Origin of the sequence: Acinetobacter sp. 251-1 (assembly GCF_030329305.1) — a bacterium.
Lineage (GTDB): Bacteria > Pseudomonadota > Gammaproteobacteria > Pseudomonadales > Moraxellaceae > Acinetobacter > Acinetobacter piscicola_A.
Window position 1 is genome coordinate 82,250 of the sequence record NZ_JACANS010000008.1, and the last position, 22,226, is coordinate 104,475.

Here is a 22,226-nt window from a genome sequence, read left to right on the forward strand (position 1 = left end):
GATGACCCTCATTGGGAAGATTTGAATTCAAAAAATGCTGTATTGAGTATATAAAAACACAAAACCATAAAAAAAGTAAGGCTTTTGACTGATTTCTTTTTTGTCGTGTGGGTCAGTGAAATAAATAGCGAATTTAACATAAATTTTATATGCATCATGCATACAGTTTAAGCATTTGTTTTGATGTTATTTCATTTCTGTAACGCTGATGTTTTATATATGAAAAGCCATTTACTCAATCACAGCGTGTTATTTAAATGCTATTAATATCTCAACGAATTGTTTTAGTTTTGGTGTTGCGATATTCACTCGCTGACTCATCGTTAAATAAAAAGTTAGGAAGCAAATAAAATGGAAGTGAATTTTATTTGCTTAATCTCTAATTTTTAAATGAAATGGCTTTTAAAGTCGCTAGTAGTTAAAAATCATCTTTATCATACATATGTGACATACGATCATGTTTGGTTTTTAAATAATCTGCATTAAATTCATTTAAGCCTACGGTCAAGGGTACACGATCAATGACATCAATGCCAAGATCAGTTAACGCCTTTAATTTCAAAGGATTATTGGTAATGAGTTTGACGTGTTTAACCTGTAAATGATCGAGCATGATGCTACACATTTCATAAGTCCGTGCATCGGCAGGTAGATTTAACAGCAAGTTGGCATCTACAGTGTCATGTCCTTGATCTTGCAAAGCATAAGCACGGATTTTATTGGTCAAACCAATACCACGACCTTCCTGACGTAAATATAAAATCACGCCTTGACCTGCGTCATTCATCATTTTCATGGTGTTATGCAGTTGTGGGCCACAATCACATTTTAAAGAACCGAAGGCATCGCCCGTTAAACATTCGGAATGAATACGAACTAAAACGGGTTCAGAAGGCGCATTTTCCAAACCTTTAGAAAGAGCAACATGCTCTTCGCCCGTCTGAGGATCCTGAAATACAGAAATTTTAAAATCACCATAAGCAGTAGGTAATTTTGAAGTGGCAACAAACGCTATTGGCACAGAATTTTCCATTTTTTGTTTAGAAATTGACTAAAGTATAGCGTAATGCTTGGACATTGGTAGAATTGTCAAACAAGTTTTTATAGATAACTTTGCGATAAAATTTTCTTTTTTGTATAAAGCAGACAATAATAGTTGATCTAGAGATAGATTATTCAGGATAATCACGATCATGAACATACTTGCATCATTGGATTGAATTCAATGACGCATCATTATAAATGTGGCTGATCGAATGTGATATGATTCGATTTCTCAATCATGCTAACCCGTGTACCTCGCTTAGATTTGCCAGGCTTTAGAAGGCTTTGCCACATATGTTGTATACTGAAATACCTAGTCAACGTCCTGTAACGCCATTGTTGGATGGGATCCATTATCCTCAACAATTACGTCAACTTGAGCAAAGCCAATTGGCACAGGTCGCAGACGAATTGCGTCAATTTATTTTGTATGCTGCTGGTCAAAGTGGCGGGCATTTTGGTGCAAATTTGGGTGTAATCGAGTTGTCGGTTGCACTACATTATTGTTTTGAAACACCGAAAGACCGTTTAGTTTGGGATGTAGGGCATCAAGCCTATCCACATAAAGCCTTAACAGGTCGCCGTGAACAACTGACGACAATTCGCTCTAAAGATGGTTTAGCCGCTTTTCCTGCACGTGAAGAATCTGAATTTGACACCTTTGGTGTCGGTCATTCATCCACTGCTATTTCAGCAGGCTTGGGGATGGCTTTGGCCAGTCGTTATCAAAAAGAAGCTCGCGAAGTGGTTGCTATTGTCGGTGATGGTGCAATGACGGCAGGAATGGCTTTTGAAGCCATGAATGATGCGGTTGCCCACAATGCAGATTTGATGGTGGTCTTGAACGACAATGATATGTCAATTTCCCAAAGCACAGGTGGTTTTGCAAAGCACCTTGCTTCAATTTGGGAACAGGGTCAGTTTATCAATATTGATGAACACGGCCAGGCATTTGTGCAAGACTGTCCTGAATGGGATTACAACTCACGTTTGCATGAATCTGCAACAGATGCAGCCGATAACTTATTTAAAGCCATTGGATTTGACTATTTTGGACCGTTTGATGGTCATGATGTCGAACAATTGGTACAAGTGTTTAATGCACTGAAAAAACGTAAAGGTCCTCGTCTAATTCACATCTATACAGTGAAAGGTAAAGGCTTTGCACCTGCGGAAGCAGATCAAATTAAATATCATGCAATTAGTAAAATAAATACAGCACCCTCTAAAACCACTGCACCAAAGTACTCAGATGTATTTGGGCAATGGTTATGTGATGAAGCTGCCCAAGATGACAAATTACTCGCCATCACACCTGCAATGTGTGAAGGTTCAGGCATGGTCAAGTTCGCACAACAATTTCCTGAACGTTATTTTGATGTTGCGATTGCAGAACAGCATGCTGTGACTTTGGCAGCAGGTATGGCATGTGAAGGTTTAAAACCCGTTGTTGCAATTTATTCAACATTCTTACAACGTGGTTATGACCAGTTGATTCATGATGTAGCGTTGCAAAATTTGGATGTGACGTTTGGCATCGACCGTGCTGGATTGGTGGGTGAAGATGGCCCTACACATGCAGGCGCATATGATTATGCCTATATGCGCACTGTACCAAATATGGTGATCATGGCACCAAAAGACGAAAATGAATGTCGTCAAATGCTGCATACAGCCTATCTACACAAAGGTCCAACAGCAGTTCGTTACCCACGTGGGAATGGCTTAGGTGTCGAGATTCAACAACAACTCACTGAACTTGAAATTGGTAAAGCTGAAATTGTTGCTGAGTTTAATACCGAGTATGAAGGAGGCATTAGCATTCTAGCTTTTGGTAGTCGTGTTCAGCCTGCAATTGAATCTGCAAAACAACTTGCTACTCAGTTGCATATCGCAGTTCGCGTGGTGAATATGCGTTTTGTAAAACCATTGGATGAACAAATCATTTGTGACTTAGCGGATAAAACTCATTTATTTGTCACTGTAGAAGAACATGCGGTAATGGCGGGTGCGGGTAGTGCAGTTAATGAGCTCCTTGCTCAAGCACAAATTGTTAAACCTATTTTGAATTTAGGTCTACCTGATGAGTTCTTACCTCAAGCGACGCATGCTGAAATGTTGCAAGATTGTGGTTTGGATGCCAACGGCATTCAGAACTCAATTGAACAGGCTTGGTTAAAGCTTACGCAACCTGTTTAAAATATGATAGATTTTTTCTAAATTTGAAAATGTAAAATTTTAGAAACAAAATTTCCCCAAAAGCGTCGATATTTGTTAAAATGTCGGCGCTTTTATGCATTATTCTTTATCAGTATCTTCAAATTTGTAGTGGGTGTTCAATGGAACCTATGGTGGTGATGGCTGCGCGTGCGGCTCAATTAGTTGGTCAAGAGCTTTTAAAAGCGCATCAAAATCGTCATAAACTCGATCTACAAGTCGAAGAAAAAGGTATTGATGGTCCTGTGACTCGTGTAGATCGTTACATCGAGCAATTGACGATTGATACTCTTCGTAAAAGTTATAAAAATCACAGCTTCCTTGGTGAAGAGTTTGGTATGCAAGAAGGTAAAGGTCACGATGCCGATTGGTGTTGGGTGATCGATCCGCTTGATGGTACTTTAAACTTTATCAATGGCTTCCCTCATTTCTGTGTCTCTATCGCAGTTCAACATAAAGGAATTACTCAACACGGTGTTATTTATGACCCTGTGAAAGATGAGCTATTCTCTGCAAGCCGTGGTCGCGGTGCAATGTTGAACCAACGCCGTATCCGTGTAAACGTGAAAGACAGCCTTGAAAATACGTTCATGGGCGTAGGTCATGCTTACCGTAAAATTCGTAATGGTGAAGTGGTTTCTTATGCGAAAAACCATTTTGAATCATTGTTAAACGTAACTGAAGCAGGCGCGCAATACCGCCGTGCAGGTTCTGCTGCATTGGATTTAGCTTATGTTGCTGCTGGTCGTTTAGATGGTTACTTTGAACTTGGTTTGAAACCTTGGGATATCGCAGCAGGCGAGTTGATCGTGAAAGAAGCGGGCGGTACAGTGGTTGATGCGCGTGGTGGTTCTGATTCTATGGAAAACGGTCAAGTGATCGCATGTTCGATGAAAATGTTAAAACCACTGATGCAACAAGTTGTTCCTGCTTGGGGTGAAGCTGCGAAGTAATTTATGCTTTTGTAGTTTGAGTTTTGAAAAGCCTTCATGTGAATGAGGGCTTTTTTTATGCATATTTCATTTTTTGAGTAGCAAGATAAGTCTGAATAAGTTCAATATCGTGAAGGTCTTTCTCTCTTCCATAACTTTGCTTTAACTGCATTAATGTTTGTAAATCAATAAATTGTATTTGGTTGAAAATGTCTGCATGTTCAAATAACTGTGATGTGTTTCTTTGGAAATCGTCCGTATTTACATCAAGATAAACTTCAATGAAATCTTTAAAGAGTTTTGGTTTGCCGTTTGGGCGAATTGTATAACTCCATTGATGATCTTTTTTTAGTTTTTCAAATAATTCAGCGGTTACGACAATATCAAGGTCAGAAGTTTCTCGAAGATTTCTGATGACTAAAGCACCTCCACCAACGATAATAAAGTCGGTGTTTGGAAATTCTAGCTTTTGTATCTCATTGAGTAATTCTTGTTTATTCATTTAGAAAACTCATCGATAGGGTTATTTTTAATGAGTATAAAGGCTTTATGTAGATAATGTTTATTGCTAATGTTATGACGATTGGTAGGGTGACATTTTTCACAGGAAAAAACAATAAAACTTCGTGACATTATTTTAAATTCTGCTATACTCCGCCCACGCACTAAATTTCGTTCATTACCTGAACATTCTCTTCTATATTGTGTATGCGCGTCCGGTCCAAGAGAGGACAATATTTCGCGCCCCACCCAATCGCTTAAGCGATTCCTTCAGGTTGCGGCTGTAATCAAATGTGCGTTATACGCATCGTCGTTCTCGGATCGCCGCTGATTCTATATTTTCAGCGATAATTGCTGTGCCGCTTTTTGCCGATGTCCATCAGACCATATTTTTAATGGAGCACCCACATTCGGGGTGAATATCTCTATGAGCAAAACTTTTGCTGATTTTCCTTTAGACGAGTCATTACATAAAGCACTCGAATCTCTTGGTTTTACTACACCTACTCCTGTTCAAGAACAATCAATTCCAGCGGCTTTAGAAGGTAAAGATCTTTTAGTATCTAGCCAAACGGGTTCTGGTAAAACTGCTGCATTTTTACTGCCTACATTAAACGCTTTAGCAGGACAAGACACTTTTGTTCCTTTTAAAGAACGTATGAAAGCAGTAACACAACCAAATATTTTGGTGATCTCTCCAACGCGTGAACTTGCACAACAAGTATGTCAAGACGCAATTGCATTTGTACGTCACATGAAAGGTGTTCGTATTGCTGCAATCATGGGGGGTATGCCATTTGGTAAACAAATCCAACAATTAAAAGGTGCGCAAGTTGTTGTTGCGACTCCAGGTCGTTTACTTGATCTTGTAAACCGTCGTCAAATCAAACTTGATAAAGTTGATTCTTTAATTGTGGATGAAGCTGACCGTATGCTGGATTTAGGTTTCTCTGAAGACCTAGAAGCAATTAGCGACTTAGCTGCTAACCGTAAACAAACATTAATGTTCTCTGCAACATTTGCACCACGTATCATTAACCTTGCTGAACGCATGATGAATGATCCTGAACGTATTGCAATTGAAACAGGTCATTCTACTAATACTGACATTACCCAAACTTTACATTGGACTGATGGTTTTGAGCATAAGAAAAAATTGCTTACCCATTGGTTAAATGAAGAAGATTTGGATCAAGCCGTTGTATTTGCGTCTACACAAGAAGACACAGACATGCTTGCTGAAGAGTTAACAGAAGCGGGTTTATCTGTTGTTGCGCTTCATGGTGCAATGCCACAAACTGTACGTAACCGTCGTTTACGTTCAATCCGTGAAGGTCGTGCAAAAATCTTAGTTGCAACTGATGTAGCAGCACGTGGTTTAGACGTACCAACGATTTCTCACGTGATCAACTTCGGTCTTCCAATGAAAAACGAAGACTATGTACACCGTATTGGTCGTACAGGTCGTGCAGGTCGTACAGGTAAAGCGATTACTTTGGCGACTTATCGTGAGCGTGGCAAAATTCGTGCTTTAGAAGACTATTTAGAAACTCGTTTAGATGTTTCTGAAATTGAAGGTTTAGAGCCATCTCCACCGCCTGCACGCGGTAGCCGTGATGGTCGTGGTCGCAATGGTGGCGGTCGTCGTGATGGTGGTCGTGGCTTTGGTAGCGGTCGTGGTCGTGATGGCGGTCGCCGTTTTGAAGGCGAATCTAACTTCAAACGCCGTGAAGGTGGTGAAGACCGTCCACGTCGTAGCTTCGATGATAAACCACGTGGTGATCGTCCATCTTATGGCGAAGATCGTCCAAAACGTTCATTCGGTGGTGAAGACCGTCCACGTCGCGAGTTCAACAACGATCGCCCACGTCGTGAAGGTGGTTTTGAAGACCGTCCACGTCGTGAGTTCAATAATGATCGTCCACGTCGTGAAGGTGGTTTTGAAGACCGTCCACGTCGCGAGTTCAGCAATGATCGCCCACGTCGTGAAGGTGGTTTCAATGATAAACCACGTTTTGACTCAAATGATGACAACCGTGGTAATCGTGTAGATTACAAACCACGTCGTGAAGGTAGCTTCGGTGATCGTCCTAAGCGTTCATTTGGTGAAGATCGTCCACGTCGTGAGTTTAATGGTGATCGTCCACAACGCTCTTTTGGTGATGACCGTCCTAAGCGTTCATTCGGTGAAGATCAACCACGTCGTGAAGGCGGTGATCGTCGTCGTAAATTTAACGACTAAGACCTATAGATCTAAAAACCAGCATTTATGCTGGTTTTTTTATGTCTATTTCTTTTGCTTTTATTTTAATATTTGTGATTCTTATCACATTTATGCTATAGTATGACAAATTCAACGCTAGGTCAGTACTGTGATTAAAGAAAGTTATGGGGAAATTATGTTATATATTTTTTCGATTCTATTGATTTCCAACATTGTGTATTTTATTTATAGTAGTTTGGTTTAAATAACCATGAATACTTTGAATGAGTGAAAGAATAAATAAAATCTCATTGCAATGTTCTTATAAAAATATCGTTTCCAAATTCTTATTTGAAAAATACAATACGTTCTTTATCTTTAATTACAACAAAAAATTTGATTTCAGCGTATAGTATGCGAGCTGATGAATGCAGGAAAACGTTCAGCTATGAATAATCAATTATATCCCGATGCTCAAGCTTTAATTGACGTTAAAAATCTAAGCTTTAAGAGAGGGGAGCGTGTCATATATGACAATGTAAATTTAAAAATTCGTCGTGGACAAATTACCGCAATTATGGGGCCATCTGGCACAGGAAAGACCACATTACTGCGTTTGATCGGTGGACAATTAACACCAGATCAAGGTGAAATATTACTCGATGGTCAGAATATTGCTACAATGTCTCGAAGTGAATTATTTGCAGCGCGCGCACGTATGGGCATGTTATTCCAAAGCGGTGCATTATTTACAGATATGTCCGTATATGAAAATGTTGCCTTTCCCATTCGAGCACATACAAAATTACCAGAAAATTTAATCGCTGAAATTGTCGCTTTAAAATTAGAATCTGTCGGTTTACGTGGTGCAGAGAAGTTGATGCCAGCGGAGCTATCAGGCGGGATGAATCGCCGTGTTGCGTTAGCTCGTGCGATTGCATTAGACCCTGATTTAATTATGTATGACGAACCGTTTGCAGGACAAGATCCGATTGTGATGGGGGTACTCACCCGTTTAATTCGTTCATTACGTGAAGCTTTGGATTTAACCACGATTATTGTTTCACATGATGTGGATGAAACTTTATCTATTGCAGACTATATTTATGTGGTTGCTGAAGGGAAAGTACAAGGCGAGGGGACACCTGCACAATTGCGTGAACATGCATCGCCATTTGTACGTCAGTTCCTGACAGGATCGGTTGAAGGTCCTGTTGATTATCAATTTAGCCATCAAGCCTATTTAAGCAATGAGGTCATTTCATGAATGCAATTGCCTTATTGGGTAGACGTGTTTTAGAACGTATTCAAGGCATAGGCGTTGCAACTCAAATGTTGTTACGTGTCTTATTTTCAATGCCTACGATTTTAGGTGTGAAACTTTTTATTTATCAAATGTATCGAGTCGGTGTTTTATCCTTCTTGATCATTGCTGTATCGGGCTTGTTTATCGGTGCAGTACTTGGCTTGCAGATGTATAACATCTTGGTCACTTTTGGTAGTGAAGCGATGTTGGGTGCGGCTGTTGCATTGACGTTGTTACGTGAATTAGCACCTGTGGTTGCAGCGCTGCTATTTGCGGGTCGAGCAGGTTCAGCATTAACGGCTGAAATTGGTTTGATGAAAGCGACAGAACAGCTGTCTAGTATGGAAATGATTGGTGTAGATCCATTAAAACGTGTGGTTTCTCCACGTTTGTGGGCAGGTATTATTAGTTTACCGATGCTGTCTGTGATTTTTGCTGCGATTGGAATCATGGGTGGTAAAATGGTCGGTGTTGACTTTTTGGGGGCAGATGAAGGCTCTTATTGGAGTGGCATCATGAGTAGTACCCAATTTTACAAAGATGTACTCAATGGCACGATTATTAAAAGTTTAGTTTTTGCCTTAATTTGTACATGGATTGCGGTATATCAAGGTTATGCTTGTGAGCCAACATCAGAAGGTATTGCAACATCGACAACACGTACAGTCGTGTATTCATCATTATGTGTATTAGGTTTTGATTTTGTGTTGACTGCGGTCATGTTCGGAGGTGTTTAGTGAAATCACGTACAAGTGAGTTGACCGTAGGTGTTTTTGTCATCGTCTTCGGTATTGCTTTATTTTTCTTGGCGATGAAAGTGAGTGGCTTAGTTGGCAACACGCTGAAAGATAGTTATAGCATGACTGCAACCTTTGACAATGTAAATGGTTTAAAACCACGTGCCAAAGTGACCATGAGCGGTGTGAAAATTGGTCAAGTTGAATCTATTTCTTTAGACCCTGTCACACGTTTAGCGACTGTAAAATTTGATCTTGATGGTTCATTAACCAGTTTTAGCCCAGCGCAATTAAAAACAGTACAGCAAAATGCGTTAGAAGAATTGCGTTATAGCTCAGATTATCAAGCTGCTGATGTAAAGAAACAAAAAGAAATGGAACAGCAACTATTGAGTAACATGAAATCCATTACCAGTATTGATGAAGATGCTTACATAATGGTTGCAACCAATGGTCTTTTAGGTGAGAAATACCTCAAAATTGTTCCTGGTGGTGGTTTAAACTATGTAAAACGCGGTGAAAGTGTCACAAATACCCAAGGTACAATGGATCTGGAAGACCTTATTTCGAAATTTATTACTGGTGGTGCAGGGAAATCATCAGAGGGTGCATCAGGTTCACAAGACGCACCTGCATCAAATGAAACGACAGATGCTCAAACATCTTTTGTTGAATAAGCATTAGAGGAAATATTGAAAGATGAATATTTTAATGAAACAAACTTTTACAGCAACAGTATTGGCAACTATGTTGGCAACTGCTGCGAATGCAGCCCCTGCAGAAGCACCATCAGCATTTGTGAAACGTGTTGCAGATGGTTTGATTACACGTTTAAAAACAGATCATGCAAAACTGCAAAATAACCCTGCAGCAGTAAAAGCAATTGTACGTCAGAATCTTGATCCGTACGTAGATGGTCAAGCATTTACACGTATTGTGATGGGTACTTATGCGACCAATCAGTATAGTAATGCGGCACAACGTGCTAAGTTTGAGCAAAATTTCCGTAATACATTGATTGAAAATTATGGTTCAGCTTTTGCTAAATATACCAATCAAACGTACACCATGCGCCCATTTAAAGCAACGAATAGTAAGAATCCTGTAGTGACCATCGACTTTAATAATAAAGGCGAAAAAATTCCTGTGTCATTCCAGTTGGCTGATCATGGTTCACAATGGAAAATCCGTAACATCAATGTTTCAGGCATTGATTTAGGTTTGCAATTCCGTAATCAGTTTGCTGCAAATGTGAAACGTAATGGCGGTAATATTGACAAAGCGATTGCGACATTTGAACCAGATGCAGATGCAGCAGTTAATAAAAAGTAAGATCAAGATAGGTGGTCGTGAGTGATTGAATTTAAAAATCAGGAATTACATGTAAGTGGTAAGATCGCTTATGAGAATGCTGAAAACTATTATTTAAATGGTTTGAAAATCATTCAGGCTGAGAAAACATTTCCAATGACTGTAAATTTATCGCAGTTGGAACATGGTAGTACCTTAGCTTTGTCTGTTTTAGTGCAATGGTTACGCCATACACCAAATACGCAAGGCTTACAATTTAAAGCTGTTCCTGAAAAAATGATGAAGATCATTCAAGCCTGTCATTTACAAGATGATTTAAAATTGATTTAAATTATTAAAGTAAAAAGAAAAGCACCGAAAGGTGCTTTTCTTTTACAACTGTAGCATTTTGAAGTTTGCTTTATAGAATAGATGTAAAAACATACTAACAGGATTGTAGATTCGGTGTGTTTTTTGCGCTTCGCTTTGAAGAAATGCTTCAAAGCTTGCTCAAATCCATTTTTTCCATCTAAAGTAAATCAGTGGTCCAACAAAGAATGCAATCAAAATACTAATGACCACATAAAAACTCGTTGTACCATGAGCAAAAGGTAAAACTTCAGTGTTCATTCCATAAATACTGGCAATGAGCATCGGAGGTGCAAGCATACTAGGTAGAATCGAGAATCGACGAATCGTATCATTCTGTTCGGTGTTAATGAATCCTGACGTTGTATCGAGTAGGAATCGAACTTTTTGAAACAAGAAAGCATCATGTTCAACCAATGAGCGAACATCTTCACTGAGCTCTCGAATATCTGCATCATAAATATGACTGCCCAAAGCACGAGGACGAGAAAGAAAGGTCAAAACTCGGCGTAAGTCGATGAGACAGAGTTGTGCTTTTCCGATCATGTCCTCTTTTTGTGCTAAGCGAGTAATCATGTCATCCAAATCTAAAATTTGTTCACGATGACGTACATTGAGTACTTCGGTTGAATATAGTTCTAAGTCCTTGTGGACATCTTCTAAGATATCCGCAAGTTCATCTAATTTGGCTTCGAGTAAACCCAATAAAATCCAAGTTGGATCTTTGTAGTCAATATCGTAGTCATTACGGCGTGCACGTGCACGGAAAGCACGGAAAGCAACAAGTTTTTCGCCACGCAAAGTAAATAAACGATCTTTATGTAAAATAAAAGCAACCGTTTGTACATTGGCAAGCATGTTGGATGAGTCTTCAGGATCATCTTCAACTTGATAATTTTTATTTTTCGTTAAAAAATAAGTACTGATATGCAAAATCCCATCATCATCACGATAAAATCGAGCAGATGATGAAATGTCTTCCAATGATTTTAGCGTTGGAAAATTTTGCTCATAAGCATCTAAAACCCATTCTTGTTCTTCTTGTGAGGGTGCAATAAGATCAATCCAGACCAGTTCAGGATATAGATCAAATCCACCATTAATGGTGGCATCTTCCAAGCTACCGCGCTCAGTGGCGTAAAAGGCTTCAAGCATAGTGTCTTTTCTTCCTTGCGCTGTAGTGTTCAATCAATGCGTGTATTTTAGACAAGGATTTCAGTAAAAACACGGATTACATTGCTCTTTTGTAAAAAAAAATTGTGATACATTTTACAATTGTTGCATAATAAAATTTAAAATAGGTTAAATTCATGAATTCTATTGCAATTTTTTGTGGCTCATCTCTTGGTACAGATCCAATTTTTGCAGCTACTGCAAAACTGACTGGCGAAACAATCGCCAATCAAGGTAAAACATTAGTCTATGGTGGTGCACGTTCTGGCCTAATGGGGATTATTGCAGATAGTGCTTTAGCGGTTGGTGGCAAAGTCATTGGGGTGATTCCAGAAGGTTTGGTTGAGCGAGAACTTGCACATCCACATTTAACTGAATTATATATTGTAAAGAATATGCATGAACGTAAAACGAAAATGTCTGAACTTGCGGATGCATTTATTGCATTGCCGGGTGGTGCAGGTACAGTCGAAGAAATTTTTGAACAATGGACATGGGCACAACTTGGGATTCATTTAAAGCCGTGTGCATTTTTAAATGTCGAAGGTTTTTATGATGACTTATTAAAATTTATCCAATTGACCACGGATAAAGGTTTTTCTAAAGCAAGGTTTACAGATCAATTGATCTATTCCGATGCTTTGGATGAAATTTTATTGAAATTTGAAAATTATCAAGCACCTGAAGCCAAATGGGGGGTAAAAGACCGTGAAGAATTGGTTAAATTGGATGACGCAGATAAAAAATTTGACTAATTAAAACACAGCGATTATTTACATTTTGCATTTATCTAAAACACAATATATTGTGTTTTTTTATTTTTAGTCATCATGAACGTTATTACTGTTGCTGCTGCCATTATTTTAAATGATCAAAATCAATTGCTGTTGGTTCGAAAGAAAAATACTGACTTCTTTATGCAGGTGGGTGGTAAGTTAGAAGAAAATGAAGCACCTGAACACACCATGTTGCGTGAGATTGCAGAGGAAATTGGTACAAAAGCAAATATTCAGCAATTTATTGGTCGTTTTGAAACGCGTGCAGCCAATGAAGCAGGGCATCAATTGGTGAGCTATGTTTATCACGTCACCTTAGATCAAGCGCCGAAAATTGATGCTGAAATTGCAGAGATGAAATGGATTGCTTTGGATGAAGATCCAACTTGGCTTGCTCCATTAACCAATGAAGTCGTGATTCCGTGGTGTAGGGAGAATCTTGGCTAAGTACCCTCTTTACTTGTGAAGCAATGCTTCTCATCTTTCAAAGGCAGAGAGGGCTATTTTGTTCCAGCAACAGCGATACATACATTATAAATCTGCTGACAACCTAATTTTTCTAGTGCTTGGTTGAGTGCATGAATTGAACTTCCTGTCGTCACTACATCATCAATAATCAATACTTTTTTATATTTTCGTTTTTCAGCGGGGATGATTTGAAATTGGTTTTCAATATTTTCTAGTCGTTCAATCCGACTTAAACCTTTTTGTGAATGTTGTGCTGCACGAATCACAGGTTGCCAGACAGGGACTTTGAGTTCTCTTGCCATAATTTTGGCAATGAGCAGCATTTGGTTATAGCCACGATCTTTTAAGCGTTCTGTAGAAATTGGCATGGGCACGATGGCTTGGACTTTTGGAAGTCTTAAATTTAAAAGACTGTGAGCAAGTAAGTTTTGATATTGCAGTTGTTGTTCGTATTTATAGGTTTGAATAATGCGATTGATTGGAAAATTATAGTGATGTGCGCAAAGGATATTTTGTTCATGGCGTATAGTATGTTGTTTAAACCACGGAAGTTTTTCCCAGCAATCATTGCAGAGTGAATGCTGTTGCTGACGGTCGATACCGCAAAGTAGGCAAGGAGAAATGCTTTGTATGCCTTTGTAGAGTATTTGGTTGATAAATTGGAGCATGTTTTTGTTCTTTTTTATTTTTGAATATTGATTCTAATACCATTCAATCAAAGTTGGGTAATATAAATTTAAGGTTTGCACTGCCTTAATTTACAGTGAAAAGTTTAAATGAATTTGTGTAGGCAATTCTTTACTTTTGACTGGACAAAAGTAACAAAACCTCTTTGTTGGGCAAAGGGCACGTCCATGATGCCCTTGCCCAACGGCGACATCCATGTCGCCTAACGCGATAGCAAATTCCTTTGTGATTTTTTCTTTTATTTTGTAAAGAGGTATTTAAACATACGCATATCTAGGTGCTTCAGGTAACCATCTTTTCAGTAATGCTTCTGCATTTTCAGGATAGTCTTTTAGCACTTGTTGAGCGACATGATGCGCTTGATTGAGCAAATGATCATCTCTTTCCAGTTTGGCGACACGAAAACCCATATCTCCTGTCTGTTTGGTTCCAAGTAATTCACCCGGACCCCGTATTTCCAAATCTTTTTCGGCAATGATAAAACCATCATTGGTTTCACGCATGATGCGTAAACGCTCCTGCCCATTTTGCGACAGCGGATTTTTATAAAGAAGCGCACAGAAACTTGCTGTTGCACCACGCCCAACACGCCCACGGAGTTGATGTAGTTGTGAAAGTCCTAAACGTTCAGCATTTTCAATGACCATAATGGAGGCATTTGGAACGTCTACACCGACTTCAATCACTGTGGTTGCAATGAGTAACTGTAATTCATTGTCCTTAAATTGTTGCATCACAGATTGCTTTTCATCGGCTTTCATTTTGCCATGCACAAGTCCAATATTCAGTTCAGGAAAACGCTCTTTAATTTCTGCATACGTGGCTTCAGCCGCTTGTGCATCCAAAGTTTCAGACTGCTCAACCAACGTGCAGACCCAATACGCCTGTTTACCTTCGGCACAGTTTTTGGCAATACGTTGTAAAACTTCTTCGCGACGATCAAGGGGGATGGTCACGGTTTGAATTGGAGTACGTCCGGGAGGGAGTTCATCAATCACTGAGGTATCTAAGTCGCCATAAGCAGACATTGCCAAAGTTCGTGGGATCGGTGTTGCGGTCATCACCAATTGATGTGGCGTGGTGTTGTCCTGACCTTTGTTGCGCAGGGCTAAACGCTGATCGACCCCAAAACGATGTTGTTCATCAATGATGACTAAACCGAGTTTGGCAAATTCGACATTGTCCTGAAACAACGCATGTGTCCCGACGATGACATTCGCCGTACCTTCTTTAATAGTCTGTTCTGCTGCTGTACGTGCTTTGCCTTTTTGCTTGCCTGAAAGCCATGACACATTTAAACCCAGTGGCTCAAACCATTTCTTAAAATTTAGATAATGCTGTTCGGCTAAAATTTCAGTCGGTGCCATCAAGGCAACTTGCCAACCTTCTTCCAGAGCATGACAGGCGGCAACACCTGCAACTAAGGTTTTTCCTGCGCCGACATCACCTTGAACAAGGCGTAACATCGGTTTGTTTTGTTTTAAATCTTTGGCAATTTCATTCGACACACGCTTTTGTGCACCTGTCATTTCAAAAGGCAAACTTGCCAAAAGTTGTTTGGCAAAAGTTTTACTTGGTGAAAATGATGGTGCTGAAATTTGCTGAATATAAGCACGACGAGTCAATAAACTGATTTGGTGTGCCACCAATTCTTCAAAAATCAGCCGTTGCTGTGCAGGGTGTGAACCTTGTGACAGTTGCAACATATTGGCATCGACAGGAGGATGGTGAATATATTCAAGCGCCTGTTTCATAGCGTAGCCATTGGTAAATTTCTCAGGCAATAGCTCAGGTAAATCATCGGCATGATGGTTCAGTGCTTGTTTGACATAGTCACGCAGTTTAGGTTGCGTCAAGCCTTCGGTCGCAGGGTAAATTGCCGTGAGTTCAGTTTGTGGTAAAGGCGTATGTTCGGTGATGAGCTGTATTTCAGGATGATATAACTCTAAACCACGTGCGCCGACTCGAACTTCACCAAAGATTCTTAAACGGTTGCCTGCTTTGGCACGATCCATCAAGGCTTTATAAATATGATAAAAACGTAAGGTGACTTTGCCGAAATCATCCTGTAACAGAATCGCCATCGACTTACGCTTTCCGGGTGGCATATCAATCGATTTGACCACGCCTTCCATGAGGTAGCTACGCCCAACCTGTAATTGGTTCATCGGGATGATCGTGCTACGATCTTCATAGTCACGTGGTAAATGAAACAGCAGATCATCTGTTGTGAAAATATTCAGTTTTTCAAGTAAAGCAGCGGCGGCATTGCCAACCCCTTGCAATTGATGGACGGCAGCCATGTCCCCTCAACTTAGGTTCTAGTGATCTTGATTGATCAGTTTTACGAATAGGTGGTTTGATGCATATTCTATTTATCGGTTATGGTAAAACATCGCAGCGTGTTGCTAAACAATTATTTCAACAAGATCACCAAATTACCACAGTGAGCCGTAGCGCGAAAGAGGATGATTTTGCTGAACATTTGATTCAAGACATTCATCAGCTCGATTTATCGCAAATCAAACCTGTCGATGCGGTTTATGTGTTACTTGCACCATCTCGAAATAGCACTTTAAGTTCTGTGGAAGCTTACACGCACACTTATGTGGATTCTGTAAAACCCATTGTAAATGCTTTAAAAGATCATCCTGTAAAGAAAATTATCGTGGTGTCATCTACACGTGTGTATGGTGAGAATAATGGTGAAATCATCAATGATGATTCGCCAACGATCCCTAGTGATGAACAAGGTCATTTGCTGTTAAAAATGGAAGCTTTATGGCAACAGGCTTATCCAAATGAATGTGTAATTGTACGTCCGACAGGGATTTATGGGATTTCATCTGAAAGAATGGTGAAAATTGCTCAAATAACAAAAACTTATCCGAATATTCATTGGTCAAATCGGATTCATATTGATGATCTTGCCAATTTCTTAGCGCGTTTGCTTCACGTGGAACATCCTGAAAAATCATATATTTGTACCGATAATCATCCTCAGCCTTTGCATGAGAAAATTTTAAAGATTCAACGTGAGATGGGGTTGCCTGAGTTGGTTTTGGAGAGTGATAGGGAAACGGGGAAGAGGATTTTTGCGGGGAGATTAGATTAATCAGGATTTAAGTTTGAGCATTAAACTTGTTATAGTGATATTTCATAATGATTAGATTCAAGTGTTTATAAGAAAATGAAAGATATTCTTTATATTGATAACTTTATAGAAGACCCACAAAAATTATTCGAGGTTTTAAGTCATAAAATTGTATGGGATAGTCGCATGACCGCGCGTAAAACGGCAAGTTTTGGTAAGGCTTATAATTATTCTCAAATGTCTTATCCTGAAGTGACTTTTTTAGAGGAGTTAAAACCGTTAATTGTTCAGATTGAAAATGTACTGGGTTTTGAGCCGAATAATTGTTTGATTAATTTTTATGAAAATGGTCAGGCACGTATGGGATGGCACTCTGATCAAACAGATATTCTGTACCCTCAAACAGGTGTTGCGATCGTGTCTTTAGGTAGTGAGCGAATGTTGAAATTTAGAAAAATAAGTCATCCTGAAATTAACAAAGAGTATTTATTGGCTTCAGGAAGTCTGCTTTATATGACTCAAAGTATACAGAAAGAATGGCAACATGCTATTCCTAAATTTGCAACTAATCAGGCGAGAATGAGTTTGACGTTTAGGAAGATTTTGTAAAATATGTGATATCTAAAAATTATACAGACAAAATCACATTTTTAATTGTAATGAGCCATTCTTTTAATTCTTTATGTGTATCAAATTCATTTCCTGTCAGTTTATGAATACTTTCCATATACTCTGCAGGATTTTCTAGAATTTCAATAATTTGCTTTTTAATCGTAAAGATATCAATGGCCCAAGTTGGGGCTTTAACAGCCTTGTGTAATTCATATATTCCATAATCTTCTATATGGCAATAAAGATGAAAAATGGATTTAATCGGTTCTGATAGTTTTTTCAAGATAATCAGCAATTTACTGAAAGATTTGGAAACTTTCTTTGTAAAAAAAATTTATGATATACCATATTGTTTTTTGAGTTATTTAAAAATCATCTTTCTTTAATAAAGACATAAATGACTCAAAATCATTAGCAATAGTCACTGCTAACATTTTATATTCTTCATCTATATCTTTCGTGAATTCATCATGTGATAGAAATACGATTTTAGGATTATTAGAATTTAAATTAGGATTGTAATCAAACGCAATGTAATCACCATTGGCGCATTGAGCAAATACAATCATATTTTTATACATACACTCATCGGGTTGATTTAATTCTATCGCATCGTAGCTTTTTATAGAATTTTGATATCGTAAGCGATCTTCATCATCCCAAATTTCAAAATCTTCATAACCGAAACCATAAAAGTAGATACTGCCTCCTGCTATGCTATTATTATTTTCATCAAAAATTTCAAAAAAATTGTCGGATGGTCTAAGTGCATTATGTTTTCTTAAAAGTTCTATATAAGATTTTGGAAATTTAAATCCTAATTTTTCAGCATAATTTTCAATAATTTTTTGATCAACTTCACCATAATCTGTAAATATATTAATTTCCATATAAAATTCTCAATTCAAGTTTCTGATCATAAAAACAATATTTCTAAACTTTACTTTTAAACCCCCTCCTCTGAAGAGGAGAGGGAACGCAAAAAAATTACTTCTTCTTCCGTTTCAAACGCTTCTTCGCTTGTTGTGCAGCTAAAGCATCTAGCGCCTCTTTTAACTCATCATCAGTAAATGACGTGATATGTTGCAACATTTGCAAAGTCACATCATCCAACACCAAGTTGGCATATTGTGCAACATTACGGAATTGCGCATCAAATACAATCGCATTGTCTTCATTGGTCTTGATATAACCTTGTTCAGTCAACACTTTCACAAAGCTTTGGAACAACGCCTTATCAAAAAACTCAGGTGAGTTGAACTCATACAACACAGACAAACGCTGACCGACCAAATGGCTCAATTCTTCAACCTGACGAATTGAAATATTGCCAGAACCACGTTGCGTGATCAAAGCCAGAGTCATGTAATAACGCTCAAGACTTTGACGTACAGGTGCAGCCAATACAGCAAGCTGATTATGATCTTCCGAGTTTGGCACAGGGCAGTAGATAAAATCTTCATCATCGACAAAAATCAAATTCGCTTCGGCTAGCGCATTTACATACTCTTCTACTTGCGCTTTGATTTCACTGTCTTTCCATTTCAAGAATAATTCAGCTTTTAAGAATGGATAAAGCGTACGAATCACATTGAGCAAATCAGCCTTACTGATTTTCCCATTATGCTCAACCAATGCAGCAATAAGTGAAGGTAAAACAAAGGCATGTAAAATGTTATTACGGAAATAAGTCAGTAAAACAGCCTGATTGTCTTCAATCGCAATAATATCGCCAAGTACGTGTTGAACACGTTTAATTAATTTCAGTTTTAGACCATAAGCAATAATTTCTTTGCCCGAAAGAGGGGTAACTTGAGTACGACCGTCATACGGAATTGCAGTCAGCAAATTGCGATACGTATCGAGCTGTTTAACACAAATACCTTCATCAAGCGTGTGTTTCGGTGTCGCTAATAAAATCAGTGACAATAACGAAACAGGATTGATCACCACGGCACGGTTGATATTTTCCAGAATCGCATTGGCAGAACTATTGACCGCATTGGAAATTTCTTGCGGAATCGGATCGTCATTGTGTTCAATTTTGATCTGATCTGCGCCGTGTTGTTTCAGTAAATCATCCAAGAAAACAGGTTCACCGAAATTGACATGTACACGTCCAAAGATACGCTCAATCTTTTTCAGGGTTTGAATAATACCCCAGATCGATTCAGATTCTTTAGCCTTACCATTCATTTCGCCGACGTAGGTCGCACCTTCCATCAAACGCTCATAACCGATATAGGTTGGAATAAAGACAATCGGTTTGGCTTTTTCACGTAAATGGCCATGTACTGTCATGGCTAACATCCCTGTTTTCGGTGGCAATAAACGACCAGTACGTGAGCGACCACCTTCGATGAAGTATTCTAATGGGGTATTGCGTGATAAAATATTAAATAAATATTCTTTGAATACAGATGTATAAAGCGCATTCCCACGGAATGAACGACGAATAAAGAATGCACCGCCACCACGTAAAATTTGCCCAACAAATGGCATATTGAGGTTATCACCTGCTGCAATATATGGCACCATCAAGCCACGTTTATAGATCACATAAGACAGCAGTAAGTAATCGATATGACTACGGTGGCATGGGGTATAAATGACTTCATAGTCTTTAACCAACTCTCGTACTGTACTGAAGTTATGAACTTCTACACCGTCATATAACTGCGTCCATAGACGTGTTAAAGCTCTTTCTGCAAAACGAACCGTTGATGCAGAATAGTCAGATGCAATTTCATTGACAAAACCAACCGCTTTGCGCTCTGCTTCAATCATACTAATCTTTGAGCGGATACTTTCTTTACGAATGGCATCCTGTACATCGGGTGATTTGATTAAAGATTGCATCACGTTACGGCGATCTGATAAGTCAGGACCAAGTACCACTTCACGCTGACGGTCTAAATAATCATTCAGTTGATTGACAATATAAGTAACAGGAGAAACATTTGGATGCTGTTCTTTTGCATAGTTCACTAAGCTACGTAAAGATTTTGCTTCATGGAATTCAATAAAGGATTGACGACCATGCACGCCTATATTCACCAACTGCTTCACTTTACTTGGTGTTGCCCATGTATCTGTAAATAGAAGTTTAAATAATGAATCTTCTTTATCAGGTGAACGTCCCCATAACACAGTCACTGGAATCAGTTCAACATTCACGTCAGGATGTTGTTCAATAAAGTCAATTAAACGTACAAGACGAGGTGGAAAAGCATGGCTGTGCTGTCCTAAAAACTGTACATCATCATTATTTTGTAAAAATATAACAGCGGCTTTTTCTTTTTGACTTTCAAGTTGAATCGGGTCGAGTGCAGGTTGTAAATTTAAACGGCGTGTTTCCGCATCTACAACTAACGCATTACTACGTGAATAATTTTGTAAAACGTAACACACAACTTTTGTGGGAGGTGTTACAGCAAGCTCTTGGTTATTTTCATGGGCTAAGAGGGGAGTCTCTGGGGTAGGAACCTCTCCAAGAACATGTGGTGTGACCACAAGGTCAAGTAGCTTACTGGAAAGCCGACGATACATTTGACCAAAACCATTCTTGGACATATTTACTCCTAGCACCTAGACATATTGTATTGGGTCAAAACCCATTAAATATTAAAAAATTGCCATTAAACAATATGTCATTTTCTAATAAATCATGACGATCGTATGCAATTTTATCGTTAAAAATCGTATTTTTAAGAATTATAACAAAAAAATAAGTGACGACATTGTTTATGAAACTTTAGTAAATCACTCTGAAATTATGGCAGAATAACCACTATTATCTAAAGTTTCAGGCCAATGTGGAATTTTACTTCACTATAGCCCAAATAAGAATAGGTTTTATATGAATGCTTTAACCCAAGATCTCGTAGATTTACTTACACTGGAAAAGCTTGAAGAACATATTTTTCGTGGGCAAAGTCGTAACCTTGTGGGTAAGCGTGTCTTTGGTGGTCAAGTGCTGGGTCAGGCATTGCGTGCAGCATCTTATACCGCAGACCGTCCTGCACATTCGATGCATGCCTATTTTCTTTATGGGGGCGATATTAATGCCCCGATTATTTATGAAGTTGATAAACTGCGTGATGGTAAAAGCTTTTTAAGTCGCCAAGTGCGTGCTATACAGCATGGACGTACCATTTTTTCAGCGATGGTGTCCTTTGCTACCCCTGAAGAAGGTTTGAACTATCAAGTTGCTGAACCTGATTATCCAGCGCCTAATGAGTTGAAATCGGAACAAGAATTAAAAGAAAATTTAATCAGTTTTATTCCTGAAAATATTCGTGCAGCATTTATGCGCCCACGTCAGGTAGAAATTAAACCGATTAATATCGGTAATCCATTTCAGCCACAACCTGAAGCGCCATTAAATGCATTTTATATGAAAACCTATGAAAAGCTGCCACAACAACTTGCAGATGATGTGGCTTTAAACCAGTCAATTGTGGCATTTTACTCAGATTATTCCTTTATGGTGACAGCATTACGTCCACACGGAATGACGTATTTAAGTCCAAGTATTCAGATTGCCAGTATTGATCATGCAATTTATTTCCATAAACCAGTCAAAGCTGATGAATGGATGTTATATGACATGGATGCAACGGTGACTGCAAGTTCTCGTGGTTTGAATCATGGACGTATGTGGCAAAATGGTGAATTGGTCTGTAGCACAGTGCAAGAAGGCTTGATGCGTATGCGTGAAATCGAGCAACGTTAAGTTTTTTATTTTATTTATAAAAATATATAAAGAGCCATCAATTTTTGATGGCTTTTGTGTTTTTAGTGCAACACTTGTCACA

The 22,226-nt window shown here is 38.8% G+C and carries 21 protein-coding genes; 13 read left to right on the forward strand and 8 right to left on the reverse strand.

What is annotated here, in order from left to right:
- Positions 1–418: 418 nt before the first annotated feature.
- Positions 419–1,021 (reverse strand): GTP cyclohydrolase II, encoded by a 603-nt coding sequence (gene ribA, locus HX129_RS08145; protein WP_130074314.1) that lies wholly within the window; start codon positions 1,019–1,021, stop codon positions 419–421.
- Positions 1,022–1,338: 317 nt separating this feature from the next.
- Between ribA and dxs the strand changes: the two genes are divergently transcribed.
- Together dxs and HX129_RS08155 are read left to right on the forward strand one after the other, a co-directional pair.
- A complete protein-coding gene (dxs, locus tag HX129_RS08150) occupies positions 1,339–3,243 on the forward strand; it encodes a 1-deoxy-D-xylulose-5-phosphate synthase (protein WP_286434848.1) in 1,905 nt (634 codons plus the stop codon).
- A gap of 140 nt (positions 3,244–3,383) precedes the next feature.
- Positions 3,384–4,214, forward strand: coding sequence for an inositol monophosphatase family protein (locus HX129_RS08155; RefSeq protein ID WP_174493389.1), 831 nt, complete (start codon positions 3,384–3,386; stop codon positions 4,212–4,214).
- A 55-nt stretch (positions 4,215–4,269) separates the two neighbouring features.
- Here HX129_RS08155 and HX129_RS08160 read toward each other — a convergent pair whose 3' ends face one another.
- Positions 4,270–4,695: a zinc ABC transporter substrate-binding protein gene (locus tag HX129_RS08160; RefSeq protein WP_286434847.1), complete on the reverse strand. Its 426-nt coding sequence runs from the start codon at positions 4,693–4,695 to the stop codon at positions 4,270–4,272.
- 426 nt (positions 4,696–5,121) lie between these two features.
- Between HX129_RS08160 and HX129_RS08165 the strand changes: the two genes are divergently transcribed.
- From HX129_RS08165 to HX129_RS08190, 6 genes are all read left to right on the forward strand, one after another.
- The gene (locus HX129_RS08165; RefSeq protein ID WP_286436143.1) at positions 5,122–6,936 is read left to right on the forward strand and encodes a DEAD/DEAH box helicase; all 1,815 of its coding nucleotides are present in this window, start codon (positions 5,122–5,124) and stop codon (positions 6,934–6,936) included.
- Between the two features lie 409 nt (positions 6,937–7,345).
- On the forward strand, positions 7,346–8,164 hold the full coding sequence (locus HX129_RS08170) for an ABC transporter ATP-binding protein (RefSeq protein WP_130074319.1): 819 nt from the start codon (positions 7,346–7,348) through the stop codon (positions 8,162–8,164).
- Positions 8,161–8,940 carry a lipid asymmetry maintenance ABC transporter permease subunit MlaE gene (mlaE, locus tag HX129_RS08175; RefSeq protein WP_130074320.1) on the forward strand — a complete coding sequence of 260 codons (780 nt, stop codon included), beginning with the start codon at positions 8,161–8,163 and terminating at the stop codon, positions 8,938–8,940. Before HX129_RS08170 ends, mlaE begins: the two co-directional genes overlap by 4 nt.
- Entirely contained in the window at positions 8,940–9,617 is a 678-nt protein-coding gene (gene mlaD, locus HX129_RS08180; RefSeq protein ID WP_286434845.1) for an outer membrane lipid asymmetry maintenance protein MlaD, read from the forward strand. Before mlaE ends, mlaD begins: the two co-directional genes overlap by 1 nt.
- Before the next feature lie 22 nt (positions 9,618–9,639).
- Positions 9,640–10,272: an MlaC/ttg2D family ABC transporter substrate-binding protein gene (locus HX129_RS08185; protein ID WP_130074322.1), complete on the forward strand. Its 633-nt coding sequence runs from the start codon at positions 9,640–9,642 to the stop codon at positions 10,270–10,272.
- A 21-nt stretch (positions 10,273–10,293) separates the two neighbouring features.
- Positions 10,294–10,581: an STAS domain-containing protein gene (locus tag HX129_RS08190; protein WP_130074323.1), complete on the forward strand. Its 288-nt coding sequence runs from the start codon at positions 10,294–10,296 to the stop codon at positions 10,579–10,581.
- Between the two features lie 159 nt (positions 10,582–10,740).
- Here HX129_RS08190 and HX129_RS08195 read toward each other — a convergent pair whose 3' ends face one another.
- Positions 10,741–11,754, reverse strand: a complete 1,014-nt coding sequence (locus HX129_RS08195; RefSeq protein WP_286434844.1) for a CorA family divalent cation transporter — start codon at positions 11,752–11,754, stop codon at positions 10,741–10,743.
- Between the two features lie 155 nt (positions 11,755–11,909).
- Here HX129_RS08195 and HX129_RS08200 point away from each other — a divergent pair, with 155 nt between their 5' ends.
- Both HX129_RS08200 and HX129_RS08205 read left to right on the forward strand, forming a co-directional pair.
- A complete protein-coding gene (locus tag HX129_RS08200; protein WP_286434843.1) occupies positions 11,910–12,527 on the forward strand; it encodes an LOG family protein in 618 nt (205 codons plus the stop codon).
- Positions 12,528–12,602: 75 nt separating this feature from the next.
- Positions 12,603–12,995: an NUDIX hydrolase gene (locus HX129_RS08205; protein ID WP_286434842.1), complete on the forward strand. Its 393-nt coding sequence runs from the start codon at positions 12,603–12,605 to the stop codon at positions 12,993–12,995.
- A gap of 53 nt (positions 12,996–13,048) precedes the next feature.
- Here the strand turns inward: HX129_RS08205 and HX129_RS08210 are convergent, their stop codons facing one another.
- Both HX129_RS08210 and recG read right to left on the reverse strand, forming a co-directional pair.
- Complete coding sequence (locus HX129_RS08210; RefSeq protein ID WP_286434841.1) at positions 13,049–13,684, reverse strand: ComF family protein; 636 nt, start codon at positions 13,682–13,684, stop codon at positions 13,049–13,051.
- Positions 13,685–13,960: 276 nt separating this feature from the next.
- On the reverse strand, positions 13,961–16,006 hold the full coding sequence (gene recG, locus HX129_RS08215) for an ATP-dependent DNA helicase RecG (RefSeq protein ID WP_286434840.1): 2,046 nt from the start codon (positions 16,004–16,006) through the stop codon (positions 13,961–13,963).
- Positions 16,007–16,065: 59 nt separating this feature from the next.
- On the opposite strand from recG, the gene HX129_RS08220 reads away from it, so the two are divergent.
- Positions 16,066–16,818, forward strand: coding sequence for an NAD(P)H-binding protein (locus HX129_RS08220; protein WP_130074329.1), 753 nt, complete (start codon positions 16,066–16,068; stop codon positions 16,816–16,818).
- Between the two features lie 75 nt (positions 16,819–16,893).
- Positions 16,894–17,406, forward strand: a complete 513-nt coding sequence (locus HX129_RS08225) for an alpha-ketoglutarate-dependent dioxygenase AlkB (RefSeq protein WP_130074330.1) — start codon at positions 16,894–16,896, stop codon at positions 17,404–17,406.
- Between the two features lie 19 nt (positions 17,407–17,425).
- Here the strand turns inward: HX129_RS08225 and HX129_RS08230 are convergent, their stop codons facing one another.
- The 3 genes from HX129_RS08230 to plsB form a co-directional block, all read right to left on the reverse strand.
- A complete protein-coding gene (locus HX129_RS08230; protein ID WP_286434838.1) occupies positions 17,426–17,692 on the reverse strand; it encodes a hypothetical protein in 267 nt (88 codons plus the stop codon).
- Positions 17,693–17,774: 82 nt separating this feature from the next.
- Entirely contained in the window at positions 17,775–18,299 is a 525-nt protein-coding gene (locus tag HX129_RS08235) for an SMI1/KNR4 family protein (RefSeq protein ID WP_130074332.1), read from the reverse strand.
- Between the two features lie 97 nt (positions 18,300–18,396).
- A complete protein-coding gene (gene plsB, locus HX129_RS08240) occupies positions 18,397–20,982 on the reverse strand; it encodes a glycerol-3-phosphate 1-O-acyltransferase PlsB (RefSeq protein ID WP_130074333.1) in 2,586 nt (861 codons plus the stop codon).
- Between the two features lie 286 nt (positions 20,983–21,268).
- On the opposite strand from plsB, the gene HX129_RS08245 reads away from it, so the two are divergent.
- The gene (locus HX129_RS08245) at positions 21,269–22,144 is read left to right on the forward strand and encodes an acyl-CoA thioesterase (protein WP_130074334.1); all 876 of its coding nucleotides are present in this window, start codon (positions 21,269–21,271) and stop codon (positions 22,142–22,144) included.
- Positions 22,145–22,226: the final 82 nt, after the last annotated feature.

Bases quoted from the DNA above. Each gene is read 5' to 3' on its own strand.
- HX129_RS08235 (WP_130074332.1), bottom strand. From the start codon at position 18,299: ATGGAAATTAATATATTTACAGATTATGGTGAAGTTGATCAAAAAATT.
- HX129_RS08195 (WP_286434844.1), bottom strand. From the start codon at position 11,754: ATGCTTGAAGCCTTTTACGCCACTGAGCGCGGTAGCTTGGAAGATGCC.
- HX129_RS08245 (WP_130074334.1), top strand. From the start codon at position 21,269: ATGAATGCTTTAACCCAAGATCTCGTAGATTTACTTACACTGGAAAAG.
- HX129_RS08160 (WP_286434847.1), bottom strand. From the start codon at position 4,695: ATGAATAAACAAGAATTACTCAATGAGATACAAAAGCTAGAATTTCCA.
- plsB (WP_130074333.1), bottom strand. From the start codon at position 20,982: ATGTCCAAGAATGGTTTTGGTCAAATGTATCGTCGGCTTTCCAGTAAG.
- HX129_RS08210 (WP_286434841.1), bottom strand. From the start codon at position 13,684: ATGCTCCAATTTATCAACCAAATACTCTACAAAGGCATACAAAGCATT.
- HX129_RS08185 (WP_130074322.1), top strand. From the start codon at position 9,640: ATGAATATTTTAATGAAACAAACTTTTACAGCAACAGTATTGGCAACT.
- HX129_RS08155 (WP_174493389.1), top strand. From the start codon at position 3,384: ATGGAACCTATGGTGGTGATGGCTGCGCGTGCGGCTCAATTAGTTGGT.
- HX129_RS08170 (WP_130074319.1), top strand. From the start codon at position 7,346: ATGAATAATCAATTATATCCCGATGCTCAAGCTTTAATTGACGTTAAA.
- HX129_RS08225 (WP_130074330.1), top strand. From the start codon at position 16,894: ATGAAAGATATTCTTTATATTGATAACTTTATAGAAGACCCACAAAAA.
- recG (WP_286434840.1), bottom strand. From the start codon at position 16,006: ATGGCTGCCGTCCATCAATTGCAAGGGGTTGGCAATGCCGCCGCTGCT.
- HX129_RS08205 (WP_286434842.1), top strand. From the start codon at position 12,603: ATGAACGTTATTACTGTTGCTGCTGCCATTATTTTAAATGATCAAAAT.
- HX129_RS08220 (WP_130074329.1), top strand. From the start codon at position 16,066: ATGCATATTCTATTTATCGGTTATGGTAAAACATCGCAGCGTGTTGCT.
- dxs (WP_286434848.1), top strand. From the start codon at position 1,339: ATGTTGTATACTGAAATACCTAGTCAACGTCCTGTAACGCCATTGTTG.
- HX129_RS08200 (WP_286434843.1), top strand. From the start codon at position 11,910: ATGAATTCTATTGCAATTTTTTGTGGCTCATCTCTTGGTACAGATCCA.
- HX129_RS08165 (WP_286436143.1), top strand. From the start codon at position 5,122: ATGAGCAAAACTTTTGCTGATTTTCCTTTAGACGAGTCATTACATAAA.
- mlaE (WP_130074320.1), top strand. From the start codon at position 8,161: ATGAATGCAATTGCCTTATTGGGTAGACGTGTTTTAGAACGTATTCAA.